The sequence below is a fragment of the Calothrix sp. CBUCES-K 9914 genome, from assembly GCF_059640475.1.
In genome coordinates, this window is record NZ_JBXXZH010000036.1 from 1 (window position 1) to 22627 (window position 22627).

The 22627-nt window shown below is 38.4% G+C and carries 22 protein-coding genes; 6 read left to right on the forward strand and 16 right to left on the reverse strand.

Annotation, left to right across the window (positions count from 1 at the left end; translation table 11 throughout):
• Positions 1-434 (reverse strand): J domain-containing protein (locus AC2JBO_RS10825; RefSeq protein ID WP_496953657.1); only part of this gene is annotated, 434 nt, incomplete at its 3' end.
• 189 nt (positions 435-623) lie between these two features.
• Positions 624-1112 (reverse strand): hypothetical protein, encoded by a 489-nt coding sequence (locus tag AC2JBO_RS10830; protein ID WP_496953658.1) that lies wholly within the window; start codon positions 1110-1112, stop codon positions 624-626.
• A gap of 613 nt (positions 1113-1725) precedes the next feature.
• Here AC2JBO_RS10830 and aroF point away from each other — a divergent pair.
• Positions 1726-2637 carry a 3-deoxy-7-phosphoheptulonate synthase gene (gene aroF, locus AC2JBO_RS10835; protein WP_496953701.1) on the forward strand — a complete coding sequence of 304 codons (912 nt, stop codon included), beginning with the start codon at positions 1726-1728 and terminating at the stop codon, positions 2635-2637.
• Positions 2638-2727: 90 nt separating this feature from the next.
• Here aroF and AC2JBO_RS10840 read toward each other — a convergent pair whose 3' ends face one another.
• The 7 genes from AC2JBO_RS10840 to AC2JBO_RS10870 form a co-directional block, all read right to left on the reverse strand.
• Positions 2728-3177 carry a hypothetical protein gene (locus tag AC2JBO_RS10840; RefSeq protein WP_496953659.1) on the reverse strand — a complete coding sequence of 150 codons (450 nt, stop codon included), beginning with the start codon at positions 3175-3177 and terminating at the stop codon, positions 2728-2730.
• Positions 3178-3540: 363 nt separating this feature from the next.
• On the reverse strand, positions 3541-4440 hold the full coding sequence (locus AC2JBO_RS10845; protein ID WP_496953660.1) for an ROK family protein: 900 nt from the start codon (positions 4438-4440) through the stop codon (positions 3541-3543).
• Between the two features lie 15 nt (positions 4441-4455).
• On the reverse strand, positions 4456-4641 hold the full coding sequence (locus tag AC2JBO_RS10850; protein ID WP_496953661.1) for a hypothetical protein: 186 nt from the start codon (positions 4639-4641) through the stop codon (positions 4456-4458).
• A gap of 159 nt (positions 4642-4800) precedes the next feature.
• Entirely contained in the window at positions 4801-5691 is an 891-nt protein-coding gene (locus AC2JBO_RS10855; protein ID WP_496953662.1) for an ABC transporter permease, read from the reverse strand.
• A gap of 379 nt (positions 5692-6070) precedes the next feature.
• Positions 6071-6295: a DUF433 domain-containing protein gene (locus AC2JBO_RS10860; RefSeq protein WP_496953663.1), complete on the reverse strand. Its 225-nt coding sequence runs from the start codon at positions 6293-6295 to the stop codon at positions 6071-6073.
• A gap of 242 nt (positions 6296-6537) precedes the next feature.
• A complete protein-coding gene (gene trxB, locus AC2JBO_RS10865; protein ID WP_496953664.1) occupies positions 6538-7902 on the reverse strand; it encodes a thioredoxin-disulfide reductase in 1365 nt (454 codons plus the stop codon).
• Positions 7903-8126: 224 nt separating this feature from the next.
• Complete coding sequence (locus AC2JBO_RS10870) at positions 8127-8750, reverse strand: Uma2 family endonuclease (RefSeq protein ID WP_496953665.1); 624 nt, start codon at positions 8748-8750, stop codon at positions 8127-8129.
• Positions 8751-8847: 97 nt separating this feature from the next.
• Here AC2JBO_RS10870 and AC2JBO_RS10875 point away from each other — a divergent pair, with 97 nt between their 5' ends.
• Both AC2JBO_RS10875 and AC2JBO_RS10880 read left to right on the forward strand, forming a co-directional pair.
• On the forward strand, positions 8848-9060 hold the full coding sequence (locus AC2JBO_RS10875; RefSeq protein WP_496953666.1) for a type II toxin-antitoxin system HicB family antitoxin: 213 nt from the start codon (positions 8848-8850) through the stop codon (positions 9058-9060).
• A 31-nt stretch (positions 9061-9091) separates the two neighbouring features.
• Positions 9092-9346, forward strand: coding sequence for a helix-turn-helix domain-containing protein (locus AC2JBO_RS10880; RefSeq protein WP_496953667.1), 255 nt, complete (start codon positions 9092-9094; stop codon positions 9344-9346).
• Between the two features lie 113 nt (positions 9347-9459).
• Here the strand turns inward: AC2JBO_RS10880 and AC2JBO_RS10885 are convergent, their stop codons facing one another.
• The 3 genes from AC2JBO_RS10885 to AC2JBO_RS10895 all read right to left on the reverse strand — a co-directional run bounded on the left by AC2JBO_RS10885 (position 9460) and on the right by AC2JBO_RS10895 (position 11204).
• Positions 9460-9795 (reverse strand): XisI protein, encoded by a 336-nt coding sequence (locus tag AC2JBO_RS10885; RefSeq protein ID WP_496953668.1) that lies wholly within the window; start codon positions 9793-9795, stop codon positions 9460-9462.
• On the reverse strand, positions 9783-10196 hold the full coding sequence (locus tag AC2JBO_RS10890) for an element excision factor XisH family protein (protein ID WP_496953669.1): 414 nt from the start codon (positions 10194-10196) through the stop codon (positions 9783-9785). Before AC2JBO_RS10890 ends, AC2JBO_RS10885 begins: the two co-directional genes overlap by 13 nt.
• A gap of 627 nt (positions 10197-10823) precedes the next feature.
• Positions 10824-11204: a hypothetical protein gene (locus tag AC2JBO_RS10895; protein WP_496953670.1), complete on the reverse strand. Its 381-nt coding sequence runs from the start codon at positions 11202-11204 to the stop codon at positions 10824-10826.
• A 298-nt stretch (positions 11205-11502) separates the two neighbouring features.
• Here AC2JBO_RS10895 and AC2JBO_RS10900 point away from each other — a divergent pair, with 298 nt between their 5' ends.
• The 3 genes from AC2JBO_RS10900 to AC2JBO_RS10910 all read left to right on the forward strand — a co-directional run bounded on the left by AC2JBO_RS10900 (position 11503) and on the right by AC2JBO_RS10910 (position 15832).
• The gene (locus AC2JBO_RS10900) at positions 11503-12837 is read left to right on the forward strand and encodes a class I SAM-dependent methyltransferase (protein WP_496953671.1); all 1335 of its coding nucleotides are present in this window, start codon (positions 11503-11505) and stop codon (positions 12835-12837) included.
• Positions 12838-12959: 122 nt separating this feature from the next.
• Complete coding sequence (locus AC2JBO_RS10905) at positions 12960-13517, forward strand: type IV pilin-like G/H family protein (protein ID WP_496953672.1); 558 nt, start codon at positions 12960-12962, stop codon at positions 13515-13517.
• Between the two features lie 95 nt (positions 13518-13612).
• Positions 13613-15832: an O-linked N-acetylglucosamine transferase, SPINDLY family protein gene (locus tag AC2JBO_RS10910; protein ID WP_496953673.1), complete on the forward strand. Its 2220-nt coding sequence runs from the start codon at positions 13613-13615 to the stop codon at positions 15830-15832.
• Positions 15833-16140: 308 nt separating this feature from the next.
• Here AC2JBO_RS10910 and AC2JBO_RS10915 read toward each other — a convergent pair whose 3' ends face one another.
• The 4 genes from AC2JBO_RS10915 to AC2JBO_RS10930 form a co-directional block, all read right to left on the reverse strand.
• Entirely contained in the window at positions 16141-17811 is a 1671-nt protein-coding gene (locus tag AC2JBO_RS10915) for an O-linked N-acetylglucosamine transferase, SPINDLY family protein (protein WP_496953674.1), read from the reverse strand.
• Entirely contained in the window at positions 17808-20492 is a 2685-nt protein-coding gene (locus AC2JBO_RS10920) for a glycosyltransferase (RefSeq protein WP_496953675.1), read from the reverse strand. Before AC2JBO_RS10920 ends, AC2JBO_RS10915 begins: the two co-directional genes overlap by 4 nt.
• Positions 20493-20538: 46 nt before the next feature.
• Entirely contained in the window at positions 20539-20925 is a 387-nt protein-coding gene (locus AC2JBO_RS10925; RefSeq protein ID WP_496953676.1) for a tetratricopeptide repeat protein, read from the reverse strand.
• A 130-nt stretch (positions 20926-21055) separates the two neighbouring features.
• Positions 21056-22408 carry a glycosyltransferase family 2 protein gene (locus tag AC2JBO_RS10930; protein WP_496953677.1) on the reverse strand — a complete coding sequence of 451 codons (1353 nt, stop codon included), beginning with the start codon at positions 22406-22408 and terminating at the stop codon, positions 21056-21058.
• Positions 22409-22627 lie beyond the last annotated feature (219 nt).

The window sequence follows — 22627 nt, forward strand, 5'->3', positions numbered from 1 at the left end:
GATTTATAAGTTGTTTGGGTTTGGGTTTGGGTTTGGGTTTGGGTTTGCGATGGGGGTTTATGCGACGGTTCAGAGTCTTTTGTTGGTTCCGGTGCTGGTTTTGGTTGTGCTGTTGAGTGTGAAGATGATTGTGATGTATATCTAGGGGTAGACTTGGGTGGCGGCGATGCAGGTCTAGTGGTTTGCCTGTATGCTGTCTGTGAGGTAGTGCGCGATGTTACATTGAAGCGCGATTTATGTGACCGTAACTTCTCGCGCGCTTCGTTGATGTCTTGAAGTTTTTTCTCAGCCTTTTCTCTTAAACGCTGATTGTCTAACGGGATACGGTCTGGATGCCATACAAAAGCCAAATCCTTGTAAGCCTGGTTAACTTCATCAAGAGTAGCTCCTGGCTCCAATTCTAAAATTCGGTAGTATCGCTCCAGTTCTCTCATAAGGTATTAATATTTTTACCATCTTAATTATGAGCGATTTAGCCCCTTATCTGCTGTTTTTCAGGAGTAAATCTTTTGATGTTGAGTTTTACACATCACAAATGCAGCATTTTTTAATTTTTGTGATGACAAGCAGTGCAGAGGAGCAAGATTCGTACTTAAAGTGGTGGCTCCTCTGAACAGTTTTATTTACCGAGTTAGCAAACGCTCACGTATAGCTCGCAAATATGCTCGTATCGGTACTTGATATATCTCAATAAACAACCATAAAATAATTGTAAAGTGTGATATAAAAGTCAGCGCAGTCCAAATATAAGGTATCCAGCTTAATGGAGCCTCTGGCGATGGGGGGAAATTGTAAGCAACTATACCGATAAGCCCTGTTGGTAAAAATATGAAGGCAAGTGCAGCAAAAAAGTAACCCCAACCAAATTCAACTCCCTCTAGTTGAGCTTCTGTCCAGTTGAAACCATTCCAACGCCAAACCAGGGGAGGTTGTCGTGAGGGCATCTTTAGTTGCTGCAACTCAATATTGACGGTGAAGATTTGCTGACAAAAATCACAAGACATTGCCTCCATCATGGGCATATGAGTAATTTTACCCACACGACAAACCGGACAGGGATAAGCACCATGATAGTTAAAAGCTGTTGATAAAGATTTGGAACTGGGCTTCATATAGAGTCGTGGGATCGATAACGTTGTGCAATGGATGGTTAACAGGTATGTGATAAGAGATAATTGTTCTGTTTGTTTTGCTTACCCTGGTAGGACGATTGACTACTACCTATTATCTATAATGGTTTACTCCCCTCAGCACGCTTCATAAAATAAACACTATTTTATTTAATGATGCCAGTCATGAAGTCCGGTATATGGGCGCCTCCTTCCGATGCAATTGGATTTACGTTTCAGGCTTGACTTTACTGCTATACCTTGCTAGATTTTAAAGGATTGGATTATTATAGGTTTCTTAAGCAATACTATCAATTATGTACAGAAGCAGCTATTTTTATTTTTGGCGTTGGGTGGTTCACTGGGAGTGAATTAGTTTTCCGTATGGAAATCACCCAGTGAACCGCAGAGCGTAAACTCTGCGGTTTTTGCATTTTAACCCCTATAATCCCATTTATCTACATTTGTACTACTAGTCATGACATATCTTACAAGCTGGTTTTACGGTTTTTATTTTTGGTTCGGGTATCCTCCGGGTCAATGGTACGTCATGACGACGAACTGTAGAAGCCCGGAGTGTTAAGACTCCGGGTTTTTTTTTGCTCAACTCACAAAAATTGAAACTCACAAGAATACAAAACAAGCCATGAAAGACGCTAAACTTGCCGCAAAATTAAATCCCAACCATCAATCTCTCGTCCAAATCTCAGATAATGTTACCTTCGGCGCCGAAGAAGTAATCATTATCGGTGGACCTTGTGCGGTAGAAAGTTATGAACAAATGGAAACCGTAGCAGAAAAACTGCACTCATGTCCTGTCAAAGCATTACGCGGTGGAGTTTACAAACCCCGCACATCTCCTTACGCATTTCAAGGAATGGGTGAAACTGGGTTAAAGGTGTTAGCAGCAGTCAGAGAAAAATATAATCTACCTGTAATTACAGAAGTAATGGCGATTTCACAAATCGAAGTTATTTCCCAAAATGCTGATATGCTGCAAGTAGGCAGTCGCAACATGCAGAACTTCGACTTACTCAAGGAACTCGGAGGTATTAGTAAACCAATTCTGCTTAAACGAGGGTTAGCTGCCACAATTGAAGAATTCGTCATGGCAGCAGAATATATATTAAGTCATGGTAATTCAAATGTTGTGTTATGCGAACGTGGTATTCGCAGCTTCGATAACTATACTCGTAACGTTTTAGATTTAGGTGCCGTAGCAGCGCTCAAACAAATCACACATTTACCAGTTATCGTAGACCCCTCACATGCTGCGGGTAGACGTACACTAATAGCACCACTATCACGTGCAGCAGTCGCATGTGGCGCCGACGGATTAATTATAGAATGTCATCCAGTCCCAGAAAAATCAGTATCCGATGCCCAACAAGCACTCTCCTTAGAAGAAATGATTAACTTAGTTCATACATTAGAACCAGTAGCAGCAGCAGTCGGACGCAAAATATCAACAAACACCAGAGGGGTAAGCTATCAAAAAGCTACCCCTCTTCATTTAGTTGTTAAGTAGAAAGTAAGTAAAAAGTGCTGAGTGCTGAGTGCTGAGTAAAGAGTTTTGTATTCTACTCAGCACTCAGCACTCAGCACTCATAACTCAGCACTAACTAGCAGCTTTTTCTATTGCCGCAATAACATCATCCAAAGCTTTACCTGCGTCTTTTATTAATTGATCTGCTTCTGCATCAGACTCAGCATTTATAGCAGCTTGCATAAAAACAAGCGCGCGGTTCATTGCTTTGGCGCCATCAGGAACACCAGCTTGTTCTAACAAAGTAGCAGATTCTTCCATTGCTGCTAACGCGGCATTAAAGTTTTGTCTTGCTTGTTCGGCGCTTTTAGCAGACTGTGCGGCAACCATCAAATCTGCTACTCTTCCTAACGCTTCAGTCGCCTTATTAAGAGCATCCGCATCTACTGCAACGAGTACCGACGAGGATGTCGAAGCTGATGTGTTATTAAAGTTACGAATATTATTTGCTGCCATAGTGGGCAACGTTGTGAGCATGAAACTTACAACAATAACATTTGATAAAATAAACTTACGAAACATTTTGTAATTTATCCTATTTTAAAAAATCAAAAAAAATTGTTAAACAACTGGTAAAGTAATCTCAATTGCTCTTACTTATACAAGCTGACACAACAATTGCTCTATCGTCAATCCAGAAAATAAGTAAATAGTAAATTATTTGTTTTTGTTAATTAATCAGTAAATATACTTTGTTCACAGAAAATTTATAAAGTATTTAAAACGGGGAACTACTTGCAACGGATACAACGGATGACTTATTAATGCTAAACAAAATCTAGTTATTTAAGATAAACTATTCGTTACATCCTGCATTTTCAGGAAGTGGAACCACTGCTGTAGCAGAAGAATTAGGTAGATGCAATATGCCAAGTCTCTACATTTTTAATTTTTAATTTTTGTTAATGCCAATTTTGCGGCGCCCAACATTCCTGCTGAGTTACCCAGTTCTGCTGATAAAATTTCTAAACCAACGCGCGATGTAATAAAGACTCGTTTTTCAATTTCAGCTTTGGCACTAGGTAAAAAAAACTTTGCACTGGCGCCTACTCCACCACCGATTAAAATAGCTTGTGGTGTCAGTACGTACATAATTGAAGTTAAACCAATACCTAAATCTCGACCGTATTCTTGCCAAAAATTTAAAGCTTCTACATTGCCATTTTCGGCTAATTCACCTAACTCAGAAGGTTCTTTACCAGTACGGCGCCTAATTGCCCGAATTGAGGTAAATTGTTCTAATGAGCCTTGGTTGCCACTGTTACACTCTGGACCATCTGAGTGTAAGCTAATTAAACCTAGTTCACCTGCGGCGCCATAATGTCCAATAAATAATTTACCGTTAATAAAGACGGCGCCACCCACACCAGTACCCAAGGTGAGCATAATAAAATTTTTGAACCGACGACCGGCGCCCAACCAAGCTTCACCTAACCCAGCACAGTTAGCATCGTTAGCCAAAATAGTAGGTCTGCCAGTTTTTTCTTCTAACCATTGGGCTAAGGGAACATCACGCCAACCTGGTAAATTAATAGAGACTAGCGCAATTCGTCCCTCTGGGTCACTTGGTCCAGGCATTCCAACACCAATTGCAACAGCTTGATTATTTGGGTCAAGTTCTTGTAATGCTTTTACTATGACATTCAATACTAATTCAGGAGCAGGAGGTTGAGGAGTTGCAACCGTCATCGACTGTAAACAGGCGCCATCAACAGTAAACCTCCCCAACTTTATCGCTGTTCCACCTAGGTCAATCCCAATAACTTGAATATTATTATTTGTCATTGGATGTTTTTGTACCTAGCCTAATTTCTTGACTTCGTGTACTTCAGATTTTTTGATACTCACATAAGTGACAGGAGAAATATTAAAACTAGCTTCACTAGCTATATTAGTTACAGGCTTACCCTGTAATATCCCGGTTAAAGCAACCGAAAGCATGAAACCGCCAGCCGTAGCAGCAATCAAGGACATCTTATCTTTCACGTTCAGACTCTCTGTAATAAATAGAACAAAATATATAGATTAACAAATGAAATTGGGATTTGTACGTAGAGACGCGATATATCGCGTCTCCGTGTATTGTAAAGACGCGATATATCGTGTCTCTACATTACATATAACGTTTCTACAGGTAACGTTTATCTAATTCCTAATTTGTTTTCGCAAACGAGGGTTAACAAATTCATTTAACCCTTCACCAAATAGGGATAAACCTACTACCATGAGCGTCAGTGCCAAACCCGGAAATAAAGTAGTCCACCAAATTCCTGTAGGTAAAGCCTCTAAAGCTTGCTTTAAATCATGCCCCCATTCAGGAACCTCATCCGGAAGCCCTAGACCTAAAAATCCTAAACCACCTAACACTAGAATGGCATCCGCAGCATTAAGGGTAAAGAGTACAGGTACACTTTGGATGACATTAAAAAATAAATATTTGCTAAGAACCTGCCAAGTATTGGCGCCCATTGCCTGTGCAGCTTCGATAAAGACTTCTGTCTTTACACTAACTGTATGATTGCGTACAACTCTATAATATTGAGGTATATAAGCAATACTAATAGCGATAGCAGCGTTTAATATTCCACGTCCAACAACAAACGCCAGCGTTACCGAAAGTAACAATCCGGGCAAAGTATAAATGCTATCCATAATAAATAGCAATATTTTGTCTAAGTTCCCGCCTATGTAACCACTCAACATTCCTAGTGGTACACCTATAACCATACTCAATGCCGTCGCGACTATTACAACTTGTAACGCAGCTTGGGCGCCGAACATAGTTCGAGAAAACACATCATACCCAAGGCGACTAGTACCAAACCAGTACTTACCAGAAGGCGCCTCATGCATAGGGTTACTAAGAAACTCAGTCGGATTTTGTAGTATTCCTATTGCTTGTAATAGAGGCGCAAAAAACGCCAGAAAGATAAAAAATAAAGTTAACGCTAACCCTATATACATTAACTTTTGCGAAAGACTAGGATTTTGGGGAAGCTGTAGAAACTTCGGTAGAGAACTCTTTGTAACCGCCATATATATAGTTATGAGTTATGAGTTAAGATTTCTAATATATAACAAGACTTTTGTCAATGGGATATTAAACCAATTGAACGCGCGCAGCAACAAAATGTTTCATTGGGGCAAATTTAACAAATTGTGAAACAAATATACCTCTTATGAACCTCTTGTGGAACAGGCATCCCTGTCTGTTACATTTATTTAAGCTACTAGTAGTCCATATCATTAATTCTGGTGGATTGATTAGCAACGGATGTAACGGATAGTTTATTTGTTACAAACAAGATGTATATATTTACTGATATTACAATCTAAACCCGTCCGTGGCGCCCAAACCGTCAAAATTTTTTATGTATAGATTAATTGGCACCTGGGTGTTTGGGGCGGCTTTACATTAATCTTCAGCTACGCTTGGGTTTTTTGCACAACCTGCCGCATAAGCAATTGCCTCATAAATATCTGCCTTTTCTAAGTAAGGATAAGCTTGTAAAATATCCTTGTGTGAGTGTCCAGATGCTAGTAAACCAATAACGGCGCCGACAGTAACACGTATCTCTCGAATACAAGGTTTACCACCCATAACTTCAGGGTTACAAGTAATTCTAGTAAGGTTTTGCATAATTTACTCTGATTACTTTAAAATGTGAAGTTCGTCTTTTATTTCTTGAGCGCGCTTCTAAATACGCTTTTGAGCTTCCTCTGAAAACAGCTTTCTTTTTTCTTTGCTTAAGATATCATTCTTTTCTCCGTTGTAACTGCGTCTTGTCTTAAAGCTTTTTAGATAATTTCATGGGACGGGCAAGGATGCCCATCCCACAAGATGTTTAGCACAAGATGGTTGGTTTGGTTTTTGGGAAGTGTTTAGATGTTGTTTTCGATTAATTGACGGTATTGGCTTTTTTGCTTGACACCTTTGACTTCTTGGAGGAGTTCTTTGTCTTTGAAGAATTGAACTGTTGGTGTACCTGTGACGTTGGCGTTTTCGGCTATGTCGCGGTCTTTGTCGATGTCTATTTCGACGAAGTGTATTTTACCGTCGAATTCGTCTACTACTTTGTTTAATATGGGTTTGAGAGTGTGGCATGGACCGCAACCTGGTGATACATATTTGACGACGATTAATCTATCGCTGTCGTGGAATAGTTTCCGCAGTGCCAAACCACCTTCGTGACGTGTTGCGTCAATACTAAATTCTACAGAGGCGCCATCTTTAGCTTCAGGTTGATGTTCAAGTTCGTTGTCTGGAGTATGGGGCGCCTGTTTGTATTCTTGAATTAAGCCATTTAAAGACAACCAACGTTCGGCTAACATTGCAGCGGAACATCCGGAACCTGCGGCTGTAATAGCTTGGCGATATTCATGGTCTTGTACGTCACCTGCTGCGTATACACCTTCTACGCTGGTTTCTGGTGAACTAGGTTTAGTAACAATGTAACCTACTTCGTCGAGTTCAATTTGTCCTTCAAATAAAGAAGTATTGGGTTTGTGACCGATGGCGTAAAATAAGCCTTTGGCATGTAATAAACTTTCTTCACCCGTTTGGCTATTACGGACTTTTACCCCTTCCATGTGCCCGTTACCGTAAATATCTACAGCTTCGGTGTTCCAATGTACGGTGATTTTGGGGTTATTTAATACACGGTCTTGCATTGCTTTCGACGCGCGCATTTTCTCAGAACGCACAAGCAAATTCACGTTGGAACCATATTTAGTTAAGTAAATAGCCTCTTCTGCAGCTGAATCTCCCGCGCCAATTACCGCGAGTTCAGCACCGTGAAATATCGGAGTTGCACCGTCACAAATCGCACAAGCGCTTATACCTCGACTCCAAAACTCATGCTCGTTAGGTAAACCTAAACGCTTCGCAGTGGCGCCAGTAGCTATGATAATACTGTGGGCTTTAAATTCCCGTTCTTCCGAGCGAACAGTAAACGGACGCTGACTCAAATCAACTGATATCACATCCTCAGTATATAACTCGGCGCCCCATCTTTCAGCCTGAGCCTTCATCTTATCCATCAACTCAGGCCCAGTAATACCAGCAGGGAACCCAGGAAAATTCTCAACCTCAGTCGTCGTCATCAACTGCCCACCAGGTAAACCCCCCGCTTGGAAACCCTCAAACACAACAGGCTTTAGGTTCGCACGACCCGCGTATATAGCAGCGGTATATCCAGCAGGCCCAGAACCAATAATTACTACGTTTTCAACTGTGGGATTTGTCATAATAGGTTATACAAACTCATAACGACTACGCTTAATTCAATATAACACATTATTTTCGGGTGTGTTATTGCACGACATAACAAAAACGAAGCGAGAGCGGCGTTTCGTTACCCAACATATTCAGGTATATGAGGTACAAACATAATGCCCAAAACCACGTAGAGACGCGATTAATCGCGTCTCTACATGTATCGTATGGGTATGCAATCTGCTGTATTTTATGCTTATATAAGAGATGCATCAAAAACCTGCTGTGCAGTGAGGTTAAGTTGAGGGAAGGTTGGGGAAATGATTAGCTGGTTGCCCGTGAATGTGGTAACTTGGTACTCATCCTCTACTAGTTGACATACTGAAAAAGTAGGCTGTTTAGGGTCTCCGATGAACTTTTTACCCCCTAGCGCTTTATAATCTACAATCCAATACTCCAGAATACCCATTTCTTCATAGTCCCCAAACTTGTCGTGGTAATCATCCCGCCAATTTGTACTGACAACCTCAACAACTAAGGGAACCGAAGCTGCCTGGGTTACAGTTGATTGTTTGCTCCAAAGAGGTTCATTGACTAAATTATTAGGATTTATTAACAAAATATCTGGTATATAGGTAGATTCATCTGGTTTAACAAATGCGGTTTTGGGGATGCGATACGGGAGTCCCATTTGTAAAAGCTGGAAGCCTAATTGCACTGCTAAAAATCCAACAACGTTTTCGTGGTCTCCAGTAGGTGGCGCCATCTCAACAATTACTCCTTTATGTAATTCGTACCGCTTGCCGTCGTTGGGATACCAATCCATGAATTCTTCATGGGTTCGTAATTGAGGTAAAGGCTCGGTTAGGGCTTGAGTCATAAGCTATTTAACCTTGATAAACGAATTCGTGGCAGTCATCACATCTTTACAAAAGATGGTATAGAAGAAATATTAAAATATAACTTAGGAGATTGAGATGACAATTCGTTACGAAATTACTATTTATTGGAGTGAAGAAGACCAAGCATTTATTGCAGAAGTACCTGAATTAGCTGGATGTGCTGCTGATGGCGCCACTTATCAAGAAGCGTTAAATAATCTAGAAACTATTATGCTTGAATGGATAGAAACGGCTCAAGAATTAGAACGTATCATTCCTGAACCTAGGCGCCGTTTAATGTCAGCTTAATTATACAGTAGCCAGGAAAAGGAAGAAAAACATGACTGAAGAAATCAGCGTACAAGACAGCAGTAGAAACGTTTTTGCCGATTTGGGTTTACCAGACCCTGAAGAGTTGCTTGTAAAAGCAGAACTGGTACGCCATATCAGCGAAATAATTAACTTTTCAAACATGACTCAAATTCAAGCGGCAGAACTTTTAGGAATTGACGAACTAAAAATTTCGGCGCTAATCAAAGGAAGACTATCAGACTTTTCAACTGAAAGACTTTTTCAATTTTTAAATATATATTAGGTTGTGATGGCGCCTTCAACCAACTTACAACTTAACGCGCTCTACTTGCTGAACGCTAGTTTTGTTATCAGTCAGCAAATTTATTTTCAGTACAGGTACATTTTTTGACTTTTTTATTCAACGCCAAAGCCAGTTAACTGGCGCACTTTAGGCGTATGAAATCCAATTATAATATCAGATTTGGGTACTCCCAGTTCAATTAATTCGGCAGCAATATCCACCTCTGTAATATTTTCCTGAATCCAAATTTTTTCATTTTTTATGTCTAAATGCATAATTGGGTTATAAACGCGCGTTTGGTCATTCCAGCCTATACTGATAATTTGATAATGGTCACGCTCTAAATCATAAATTTTTTCGATATCAATGTTTCCATAGCTATATTTATGCTGTGCATAATCATCGAGTATAGTTTTCACTTTTTCTCTGTACAAATTTAATTTGTCCATAGCACTATTTCCTCAGTTTCTACATTGTAAACTATTATTTTTAGATGATTTTCAGTTACCACTGTTTGAGTAAACGGGAGCATGAAAAAAGTATTATATGTGTATAAAGGAACAGCTAAAAACAACTTTCTGTCAGGTTGCTCGATACGTAATGCAGTACGATAATTAATAAATTGGCCTAAAGCTGTGTGAAACTCTGAAATTTTTGAAGCACTTGCAAACGTTTTTATTTCAACAGCTATCTTTTTTCCAGATTTCTCTGCTGCAATTAAACGTTCTGCTGCTAAATCTATTTCAAGTCCAACACCTCCAGAACTAATAATTAGTGGGTCATCTGTAAGATTCCACCCATCTTTTTCTAAGGCTGACCTGACAATATAATGAAATGCATCGCGAGCCATATTCGTAGCAACTAAATGTTATCTGGCTTTTAGAGTAATTATAACCTACTTAATCAAGAATGTAGCACATAGATTTATCTCTTACAACCCTAGAAGAACTTAATCAACTTAACCAAACAATCCAAAAGCATCTGGCTGATAAAGAAAAGTCACACGCGCGTGACTCATTTCATCAAGCACTGTTAGAATCTGGCTTAGTAAAACAGATTAAGCGTCCTTGCTATGACCCAATTTCTGAGCGACGTTTATACAAGGTTGAGGGAAAGCCTGTTTCAGAAACTATAATCGAGGAACGCCGCTGAATGGCAGTTTATTTATTAGATAGTAGTGCGTTGGTAAAGCGTTACATCACTGAAACAGGTTCGGCTTGGGTTTTAGGATTATTTGACCCAGCGTTAGATAACAAAATATTTATATAGCATTCCTAGATGAATTTTACGAATGATTTAGGACTGCTATAGCATCAATTACTAGTCGAAATTATTGCTGAATTATGTAGTAGCTATTTTCGGCGCCGTGTTATTACAGGAGCGACTATCCAAGGGTTCTGTTAAAAGGCGCCACTCAGTAACGAATGTAGCGAACAGATCTATCCGTTACATCCGTTATAATCCGTTGCCACTCTTCCTACTGAACTTCCTGTAACGAGTGTGTAGTTTGAATTTTTGGCAGTGGTTCCAACGGTGTAGTAACAGGGGAGTAGCGACAGTAGCAAATAACTATCGCCTCAAAACCACTGTCCGGTTGTCCCGATGGGTACTCCTCGACTCTCGTAACCTCCCAATCTCCAATCCTGCTGTGGGTACTAGCTGCAGGAAATTTAGAGTCAGCAAATTGTTCAATTTTGTGATACTCCCTTAGTCTATAACCTTGTGTTGGTGAGGGGGAGTTAGATGAGTCATAGTGTTCTGCAAGAATATCCGTTAAGGCGCCTGTATGAGATAGTACCCTCTCTTCCCACCCAGAATCTGACATTGTTTCAGTCTTAAAAATAATGTATTTGCCCATTTTTTAGTCCTCTTGGTGATAATCAGGAAATTTAGTATCGCCCTTAAACACGCACTCCACTTTTAGGATTTTGTCTCCTGTAGGTTCTATTCGCAACAGCGTCTAACTCTTATATATCCATTATTTGGTAACATCTTCATCTTTTAGTGTTAGAAATTTTACGAGACTGGGAATACTGAAGTTTGGGTGCCTCATGAAGCTGGGGAAGGTGGGTAAGTACAAGCCACAAAGTCAAAAACTTAGTTTTTGCTGGAACGCGGGAAGCACCAAAAAACAGTTAGTGTCAGGAGAAACACAAATGGACAATCAAGCATCCCAGATAAGAGAAAAAATTCGGCAGCAGTTTGAGGCGACTCCCTATCCTAATAATTGCTTAGATGAGTCACCGAAGCAAAAGTTAAATTTACTCTACGTATATAATTTAGTCACTCCTTTTTATCTCAGAAGTCAAAAAGTTATAGAAACAAAAGGAAAAGTAATTTTAGATGCGGGTTGCGGTTCAGGATATACATCATTAGCTTTGGCTGAGGCAAATCCCGGTGCCAAAATAGTTGGTATAGATTTATCGGAAGAATCAGTTAAACTAGCTCGGCAGCGCTTGCAGCATAACGGCTTTGACGATGCAGAGTTTTATGCTCTTTCCATCGAAGAGTTGGCGAAGTTAGGGATGGAATTTGACTATATTAATTGTGACGAAACATTATATCTCCTACCTGACCCAGTTTTGGGTTTACAGGTAATGCAATCGGTATTAAAGCCAGAAGGAATAATTCATACCAATCTCCATAGTTATCGACAACGTTTTTATTATTATCAAGCTCAAGAGCTATTCAAAATGATGGGCTTGATGGAAGAAGCACCGCAACAACAGGAGGTGGAGTTAGTAAGAGATATCATGCGAGCTTTAAAAGATAACGTGATTCTTAAACAACAAACTTGGGATGATGTTTTCGATGACGCACCAGGGTTAGCACTGCTCAATCATTTATTACAGGGTGATAAAGGCTACACCATTAAAGAGATGTTCGCGGCGTTAAGGGCGGCAGATTTGGATTTTATCAGTATGGTGGAGTGGCGCAAGTGGGAATTGACGGACTTGTTTAAAAGTTTTGATGATTTGCCAGCTTTTGTTGCCATTAGCTTACCAGAGCTTTCTGTAGAAGAACAGTTGCATGTATTTGAGTTATTACATCCAGCCCATCGCTTGCTAGACTTTTGGTGCGGTCATCCTGCTCAAAATGTGGAAATCAAGCCAGTTGCTGAATGGACGCAGTTAGATTGGCAATCATCGCGCGTACATCTCCATCCGCAGTTACGCACATCTGAAATTAAGGAAAATTTAATTAACTGTATCGCTGAGAGCAAGTCGTGGACAATTAGCGACTATATTAACCTTCCTACCCTGGCGCCTGTGGAAGTGGATAGTGATATTGCTGCTTGCTTATTGCCTCTGTGGGGAGAAGCACAAGCATTTACGACCTTAGTAGAACGCTGGTACTGCACTATAACAGTGGATGATGTGCTTTCGGAAACAGAAAGTCGTCAGGCAGCTTGCAATAAGATTCAAGGTTTGTTAAGCAAGCTAGAAATATTTTTATATGTGCTTCTGGAAAACGGCGTATGTAAGGAATAAGTTACTGTTCCAGAATTTTTTCAGTTAGTGATATGAAAGCGTATCAACCTGGGTAAGTTACTTATAGAAAACAATAAGAAACGCATTAATCACACATCTCATAAGTTTTGGAGAAAACAAAGATGAAACCCGCTATCAAACCAGAATTGCAAGCTAAGTTTTTGAGTTTTTTAAACAACCGTAATAAGAAAGCTGATGAAGGTTTTACATTAATTGAATTATTAGTTGTTGTTATTATTATCGGTGTTTTGGCAGCAATTGCTTTACCTTCATTGTTAGGACAAGTCAGCAAGGCTAAACAGTCTGAAGCTAGACAAAACGTTGGTGCTATTAACCGCGCGCAACAAGCATATTTCTTGGATAAACAGCAATTTTCTGATACTATTCCAGAACTAGGTATTGGTATTAGAACTCAGAGTGAAAACTACAATTACACAATGGTTTCTAATACAAGCGCAACCAATTCTTTTGCCCAAGCCAAAGCAATAGCCAGAAAAGCTGCCTTAAAATCCTACTTTGGAGTCACTGGTACAAGAATTGGGGATACAGCAACATCTGAAGTATTAACTTTGGCTCTGGCTTGTGAATCTGCTAACCCAGTAACAGTTGTAGGAGACGCTACAGCTTATGCTACGAGTTGTTCTGCTGTTGTAGCAAGTTTTGTTAATTTAGGTAGTTAATGTTTATACGTAGAAGTATCTAAATTTATTATTTGATTGGGTAGTGTGATTATACATTACCCAATTTGTCGTTAAAAATTTCTGGTAAAAATATTATGTCTTCTTTAATTGCTCCTATGAAATGGCAGCAGATGGCTGCACAATTTTTTATTCAAGGAAACTACACTCAGGCTATAAGTATTTATGAACAGGCTATTGAAGCAGAGCCTAATGTTAAATCTCACTATTGGCATTTAGGATTAATTTTGCTACTGCAAGGACAAGATGTAGAAGCACAAACGACTTGGTTCATGGCAATGTTGGAAGGTGAACAAGAACAAGTCGAACAGTGGAATACTGAACTAATGCAACTGTTGCAGATAGAAGCTGAGAGACGAGAACAACTCGAAGAATATACAATTAGTTTTAAAATTCGCCAGCAAATTAAAGAAATTAATCCTAAAGAGGTTGATAATTTATTACATCTTGCACAACTGGCTATCAAACTAGATATATATAATGAAGAAGAATTAAATAAACTTGAAATAGCTGAAATACTTAAGTCTGAACCACGTGCTAAATTAAATTTTGATTTGCTGCAAGAAGTTTTACAAACTTTTTTAGATGATGCTGCGTTGTTTCCATCAACGCTGGATTTTGTAGAAGCGTGTTTGCCTTATTTTAAAGAAAAACCTGTTGAATTACTGAAAATTATACTGCCATCTTCTCTAGAAATAGGCTTTTCTCAACGATTTCCTAAAATTGCTGCACAATTGTGTGAATTATATTTACGTATTGATGAAAACAATATAGAAATTTTATGCCATTTAGCTTGTTTTTATCAGAATGCAAGTGAATTTGATCAGGGTATAAGAAAAGCAAGATTAGCATACTCGTTAGCTAATAAATTACCCGATATTATCTTTACTAATCGTCAAATTCTGCGCGGGTTAATGGCTGCTGGAGGATATTGGGAAGAAGCTTATGCTACATCTAAGCAACAAGAATTGTTACTTTTATCACTAATTGAAGAAAAGCCAATAAACCTTGAAAAAACTAGAAATGTCAGATTATTTAATGCCAACTACTTTGCACCTTATTTTGAAGATAGTCCAAAAAAATTTAGGAGAATTCAAAATGAGCTATTGTCTGTTAGTAAAAATAATTGCGATATTTATGCTAAAGAGCAAGTAAATAAATTTCGTCAAGGACTAGCAGAGCGTAAACAAAAAGAATTATTTACTAAGAAGTTAAAACTGGGATACGTATCTCACTGTCTAAAACGTCACTCAGTTGGATGGCTATCAAAATGGTTGTTTCAACATCACGACAGAGATAAATTTCAAATTTGTGGTTATTTTCTAAATACAAATCCAGTGTTTGACCCTTTGCATGAATGGTATTTAAGCCAAGTTGATACCGCATACAAATCAAATGATGTTATCGAAATGGCTGAACAGATTTACCAAGATGAAGTTGACATATTAATTGATTTAGATAGCATCACATTAGATACTACTTGCGAAATAATGATGTTAAAACCAGCACCTATTCAAGCTACATGGTTAGGTTGGGATGCATCGGGAGTTCCTAATATCGATTATTTTATAGCTGACCCTTACGTTCTACCAGAATCAGCAGACGAATACTATAGCGAGAAAATTTGGCGTTTACCTCAAACCTATATTGCTGTAGATGGATTTGAGGTTGGTGTGCCCACAGTTCGCCGTAGGGACTTAGATATTCCAAATGATGCAGTTGTTTATCTATGTACGCAACGTGGAAGTAAATGGCATCCAAATATAGCAAAATTGCAGTTAAGAATAATTAAAGAAGTTTCTAACAGCTACTTCTTAGTAAAAGGGATTGCCGACGAAGAATCAACTAAAAATTTTTATTATCAGCTAGCACAAGAAGAAGGTGTAGATATTTCAAAACTACGTTTCCTTCCTGACGTTGCTTTTGAATCAGTTCACCGAGCTAACTTAGGCATTGCTGATGTGATGCTAGATACTTATCCCTACAATGGGGCGACAACAACAATGGAAACCCTGTGGATGTGTTTGCCTTTAGTCACAAAAGTTGGTGAGCAATTCGCCGCTCGTAATAGCTACACCATGATGATGAATGCTGGTATTACAGAAGGCATCGCTTGGACAGATGACGAATATGTTGAATGGGGCGTTCGTCTGGGGAAAGATACTAATTTAAGGCAAGAAATTTCTTGGAAATTGCGACAGTCACGGCAAACAGCTCCTTTGTGGAATGCTAAACAGTTTACTCGTGAAATGGAAAAAGCTTATGAGCAAATGTGGCAAAAATATATAGACGGGTAGAACTACCTACTATTGGAAAAATTCATTCTTCCTTATGGTGTACTTATGAAGCATAACGCACCGTAAGGCTGAATGGCACTATTTCACGCTTTTGTCGGTGCCAACGTGCATTGGGTAGGGTGTGTGAAAGCTATTACAATCAATCAATGTAACGCCAAATAAAGTGCTTTCACGCACCATTTTTTCGTTAAGTCAGTGACATTCGGGGTCGGGGGAGAGGTTTTAAAGATGCCGTGAAAAGTCAGGTCTCTACCACAGCGAAAATTTGACTACTGATGAGTAGGATAATATAAATATAAATTGAAATTTTAGGTAAGTTTGTCTTGAACGATTTGTTTGTAGAAGCTTTCTAAACCTTCTACACAAACTGTATCATCAAATAATCGGTAATGATTTTGATTTATACGTTCAGCAATTTCATGGCGCCAATCTACATCTAGTCCTAGTTTGACAGCAGTATCAATATATTCAGCTTCGTTTTGGACAATAGTATCTGTTACTCCCAACATTTTTAAGAAGCTATCAGTGTGACGACCACGCATAAATTCACCTGTACAGGTAACGATTGGGAGATTACACGCTATGGCTTCCAAGCTTGTATTTCCACCTGACCAAGTAATGGTGTCAAGATAAACATCTGAAAGCAAGTTAATCATTAAATAGTCGAAACGTTCAGGAATAGTGAGAAAAACGCAGTAGTCTTCAAAATTTAAACTCACTGCATCAAACGCGCGTTGTAAACGTTCCCGTAATAAGCTACCTCGTAAAAATACAAATTTTGCCTCTGGAACACGGCAAGCAATTTCTGCAAAAATAAAATCATACTGTGGCAGGTATTTAAACGGTGCTTGACAGCTTAAGTAAATGACAGCATTCTCTGGTAAGCCATAATCTGAACGGGTTTTACTAACTGGAGGAATATAAGGTTTGGGGTATGAAACACCTATATTCGGTAAGCGAATTAATTTCTCCGAATAATGTTCTTGACCATTTTCTGGTTCCATTAACTCGCTTGACAAAAAGTAATCAATTGTTGGTAAACCTGTTGTAACTGGATGTCCCCAAGCTACACACTGTATAGGCGCCAGTCGCAAACCAGCCATTCGCATTGTTGGTGCGTCCATACCAATCTCTGGAAAGACGAGAATGTGTAATTCATCGTTAATTATTTGTTGACAAGTCGCTTCCAAATTGTAGGGAATATGGTAAAAATAATCACTATTATTTTGAAATTCTTGTGTGATTGCATCAGGAGAGTTTCCTGTGTAATAACAGTAAATTTCAAAATTTTGGTGGTTATGATGCTGTACCCAGCCTGTTAGCCAAAGAGTGCCACTGTAGCTGTGTAGATAATTGGAAACATAGCCAATACGAATTTTTGCGCCAGGTATTAATGCTGGCATGGATAACGGCACAACCCACTGTGGATAATTTGCTGCCATTATTTCATGCACTAAGTTCCCATACTGGAACTGTAATTCAATATCGTTTTGTGCTTGATAAGACAGATAAAAATTGGTTAACCTACCTATACCATCAAGAGCGCTTTTTCTTGCTTCTGATGATAAAAGCGATGTTTCCTGAATCAGATTTTCTAGTCCTCTTATGTATAGCTGACGACAAATACCAATTTCTTCAGGATTATTGTAAATGCTAGGAACTGTTAAATGTTTGAGCAGTGTAAAAGTGTAATCATTCGGTAAGCAGTTGGAAGCGATATTGGCACTGTCAATTGCTTCTTGTATTTTACCAGCACGGCGTAAATCGATAATTAAAGTAAAATGTAAATTTCCGTCTTCTGGATGATGTTGAATGCCTTGCCTTAGATTAGCAAAGCATTCATCAAGAAGATTTAACTGTCTATAGCACTCACTTAGGCGCCAATAAGTTTCAGCCGTTCCAATTTGTTTTTCTAGTAGTTTATGATACTGCGTTGCTGCCTCTTGCCATTTACCCTCGTTAAACAATTTATCGGTCAACTCAAAAAAAAACTATTATCTTCAAAGTCAAAATGAGGAAGAGATTGCGCTTTTGCTTGTATTAAAGCTTCTTTATCTTCATATTCTAAAGGAATTATAGCTTTGATACGAGGCAGTAAAGCTTGCCATTGTAAATCACCAAGCTGACTCATAAAAGAAATTTCCAACCCTTCGCTGATGTCAGTATCTTCTTGCATGAGAAGATTCATACTTACCGCAGATAGTAAGAACTCAGCATAGTTATCAGCACTGTTGCTTGTTTCAATAAGTAAAGTTATGTATTGACAATTGGGATGCGTTGCAAGTTTTCTAATGACTTGTTCTAAGTCAGCAATTAATACCTCTTCTGACTGCAACCAATCTGGAAACACAATTAAGTTAATTTCCTTTAGGTTTAAAAACTGAAGTGTAGTGTTAATCAACACCGAGCTTACAGTTTCTGCCATTTTTGACCATGAAAACTGTTTTACTTGTTCCAAACCAGCAGCAATTAAAGCATTACGAACTGTAAGCTTTTGTACTTCACACAGTGCATCTGCTAATGCTTCTATATCATTATCCTTCACATATATAGCAGCTTCACCTGCAACTTCTGGAATTGAACCATTGGAACACGTAACTATAGGACATCCAGAAGCCATTGCTTCAACAATAGGTAAGCCAAACCCTTCATATTTAGAAGGATACACTAGCGCCAAAGCTCCAGAATATGCTATTGCTAGTTCCTCATCAGTAAGTTGTAGCATATGTACAGTACAACCAGATGTATAACTTCTAAATTCAGGCGCCAACACACCTCCACTGCCTGTACAAACTATATCGAATCCATTGTTACTAGCTAGCTGAGAAAATCCTTGGAAAAATAAAATACTATTCTTATACCCGGCTCCTGCACCTACTAATAGAAAGTAAGGTTTTACAATTCCATATTTTGTTTTAAATGCATTTAATTCTTGCTTTTTGGCTGGTGAGAATACACTTGTCACCCCACCATGAGCAACAGTTACAGTATCTTTAGATATATCTGGAAATACCTTTACTAAATCTTTTGCTGTATTCTCAGAAACAGCAACATAAGCTGAGGCATGTTGAATTCCATAATGTTTTTCTTGCCACATAGGATTTCTTAAATCCCAGCCAAACAGTTCAGGAATCATATCATGCGCCATGAATACCGAAGGCGTTGTTAAAGGAGTTGTATAGTAACTGGAAATAAATACATCGGCGCCTTCTTCATCACATACTTTTTGTAGCATTTCTCGGTCAGCTTCAGTATTATTGTAATCGTAGGTAGAAAAAGACCGATATCGAATCCCTGGTATTTTAGGTGCTGTTCCAGCGCGGTCTATTACTATTATATATTTGCCAAAATCACTGCCTGCCCATTCTTGTAATAATGATTTCCAAACGCGGGCGATACCAGTTTGATAAAGTTGAAAGAATACACCATCAACAACTATTTTTGGATGTAATGAATAATATTTATTAATAAATATTCCTCGATTCCTAATATGCAAAGCTAATTGGTCTAGGCGCCCATCACGACCCGTAGTATTTTGCTTGTGTTGCATAAAGGTCTGAATTCCAGGGACAGGTGTAAGCGGATAACCTGCTAATCGTGCTCGTAAACACAAATCAACATCATCCCAATAACCCGGACCATAATCTTCACACCATCCTTCTAAAGCTTGAAGAGTTGACCTTTTAATGCATAGTGCCCACCCTTCGATATAAAGTTCATTCAATTCATTTGTAATAAACCCAGGACCAGAAATACCATTTCCAGCTAGTCCACAAAGAAATTTTGCTGAAAAATTTAGTATTTTTATATCATTGTTTAAAAATAATACATATTCACTTGTTGCAATTTTTGCTCCTTGATTATTACCTGCCGAAAAACCTCGATTTTCTTCATTACGTATTAATTTAATATTATTTACATTACAAAAGTCTTGCAGTGCTAATTTTCCTTCTTGCTGGCTACCATTATCAATAAAAATTACTTCTATATCCTTTAAAAATTTGAGATTATGTTCCCAAATCTCTAATAATTCTGTATGATCCCACCAAGGAACAACTATACTGAGATACCCAGAATTATTATTGATTGTTGCGGTAGTAGAATCTAAAAATATATGTTCTTTGTTTGCTTCAATTATGTCCGTTTGTTGATATCGAGAAGTTTCAACCTTACTAGCTTCTATCCAAAAGCAACTTTGTGCATGAGACCAGTAATCATTAATGATGATTTCCTTAAAGCCAGCATCTGTTAATAATTGCTGCAAACGGGCTTTGGTAAAGCCTGTCTTATGAAACTCACCAGGATGAGTTTGCAAGCCAAAAATAGTGTCTAATTGCCAATCCCAACGCTCTTGTTCTGGTTTAGATAGCCACTGTTGTAAGCACCACTCAAAATTTGGCAAGTTCATTATTAATTTGCCATTTGGCTTTAGGACTCTTGCCCACTCTTTCAATGCTAATGGGACTTCATATTTAGTAAGATGCTCTAACATATGCTCAGTAAATATTTCATCTACAGCATCGTCTTCAATCGATAAATTAAAAATATCCATATTAACTATGCTGGAATTTGAAACATATTGATCGATATTAAAGTATCCTTCTTTAATATTATATCCACAACCAATATGTAACTTGAATTGACTACGATTTTCTTTCATATATTTTTATCTCCTTTTTTATATTTTTCCTAAACTAATAAATTTATTAATGCTGCTTCTTCACTCGTTCCAACGTCACTTCATAATCCTGTCTATCTGGGTATAGCTTTACTAACTTCTCTAATGGCGCCACTGCTCCTTTTACATCCTTCATCTGAAGTCGTATATTAACCAATCCTTCCAAAGCAACTCGGTTCTCAGGTTCACGCTGTAGCACCATCTCAAAACCCTGAGCTTGTTTTTGTAACGCAGTAGAAGCATTAGATACAGTTTGTTGTTTTGGCGTTTCTTTAATTGCGTTGTAAAGCGTTGGAACTACTGCCATTGCAGTAGAACCACCAAAAGATACTATAGATACCCATGTTAAAATCCGCTGCAACCTTTTCGTTTTTTTGGTGCGCGTTTCAAAGTATTCTTTTTCAGAGCTAGTCATTGTTTAAGCGTTTGTTATGGTTATGACCAATGTCCTGTAGTTAAGATACCCACTTGCCAATCAAAAACTAACATTCGCTTTATAAAATTTTTACAGTCCCTTCTAAATAGGTGAGTGGGAGTAAACCAAACTATGTAACGGAATGTAAATTATAATGAAAAGCCTTCTCTAGCTTGAACTTGAGCTTCTTTATAAATCTAAATATATTGGCTTTTAACGCCAACTTACTTACATTGGTTCTGCTTTGCTGACTTAGAACTATAGAAGCCTCTATCTGCTCATGTTGAGAATTTTTAAGTAAGTACACAAACAGTCTCACTAATGGTTCTGAACAACTTAACACAGAAGCGAGTTTATTCATGACTCTAGAAGATTCACTGCATTTTAACCCTTCTCTAATCTGATTAATCGCCGCGTTGAAATTATTTAAACCCAGAAGCCCGTCAGCTAGACAGAGAGCATGATATGCGTAATGTTCGCGAGCTTTTATCGAAACTGTTTGTGCAATGTCTTTTGGCAAATAAGTATCAGAAATTACAATCGTTCTGCGAGTGTAAGCAATATTTGCTCCGGATTCAGTATATTTAGAAGTTGCGGAAAGAGAGTGCCAGCGGTAAGCAGCTAAAGTTTCTGGCTCAAACCAAAAGTCGTAATAAGTAGCTATTCGCTTCCACATTTCCCAATCTGCAGCATAACCTGCTTGTGAGCAATAACCACCTAACTGTTCGTAAACACTACGCTTGACTACTATTGAAGGACATTGGATTAATTGTTGTTCAACAATACGCTCTAACCAGTTTTCTATAATTCCTGGTGTTTGCCGCTCCAAACCTGATTCCCTCTGTGTATTACCTTCATCATCAACATATGAATAACGACAAAAGGCGGCGCCAATATTCGGCTTGAGTTCAATACCAGCTTGTAATTTAGCGTAGAATCCAGGCATCACCAAATCATCTTGGTGTAAAATGTGTACCCAATCTCCTTGCGCGCGTTCTATACAGGCATTCCAATTACCTATTAACCCAAGATTTTGGGGGTTACGATAAAAACTAACCCTTCCTTTACCTACCCTATTAACAATTTCCTCAACATCTCCCTGTATAGAGCAATCATCTACGACCTCTATTTGCATCACTTCAGGGTCAGGCGCCTGTTCAAGCACACTTTTCAAAACCTGTTCTAAAAATTTCGTATTGTTATATGTAGGAATCATAACAGACCATAAAAGCCTATCATTTTTTTTCTTAATAGCTTTAATCGGTGGAAAGTCAACTTCAATAACTTGATTTTCTGAGACTTGAGATTGTATTTGTTCCGGTTGAGGTAAATTTAGGAGTTTATCTAAAATTGGTTCAAATTTTTGTAACTCTTCGTCATTCAGTTTTAATTTTACTAAAAGATTATTTTTAATCCAATCAGCATCTTTTCTATTTTTCAAAGAAGCTGTTTGAATTTTGTCAATATATTCTTCAATTTGCATATTTTTCCTTTCTGATTAATGCTTCTACTCATATATATAGATGCCCATGTTAAAATTAGCTGCAACCTCTTTGTTTTCTTAACGCCCTTCAAAGTATTCTTTTTCAGAGCTAGTCATCGCTTAAGCGTTTGTTGTAGTTATTACTCAGTGTTCAAGCAATTCTCCTTTAGTCAGGATACCCATTGCCAATCAAAAACTAATGTTTGCTTCATAAAATGT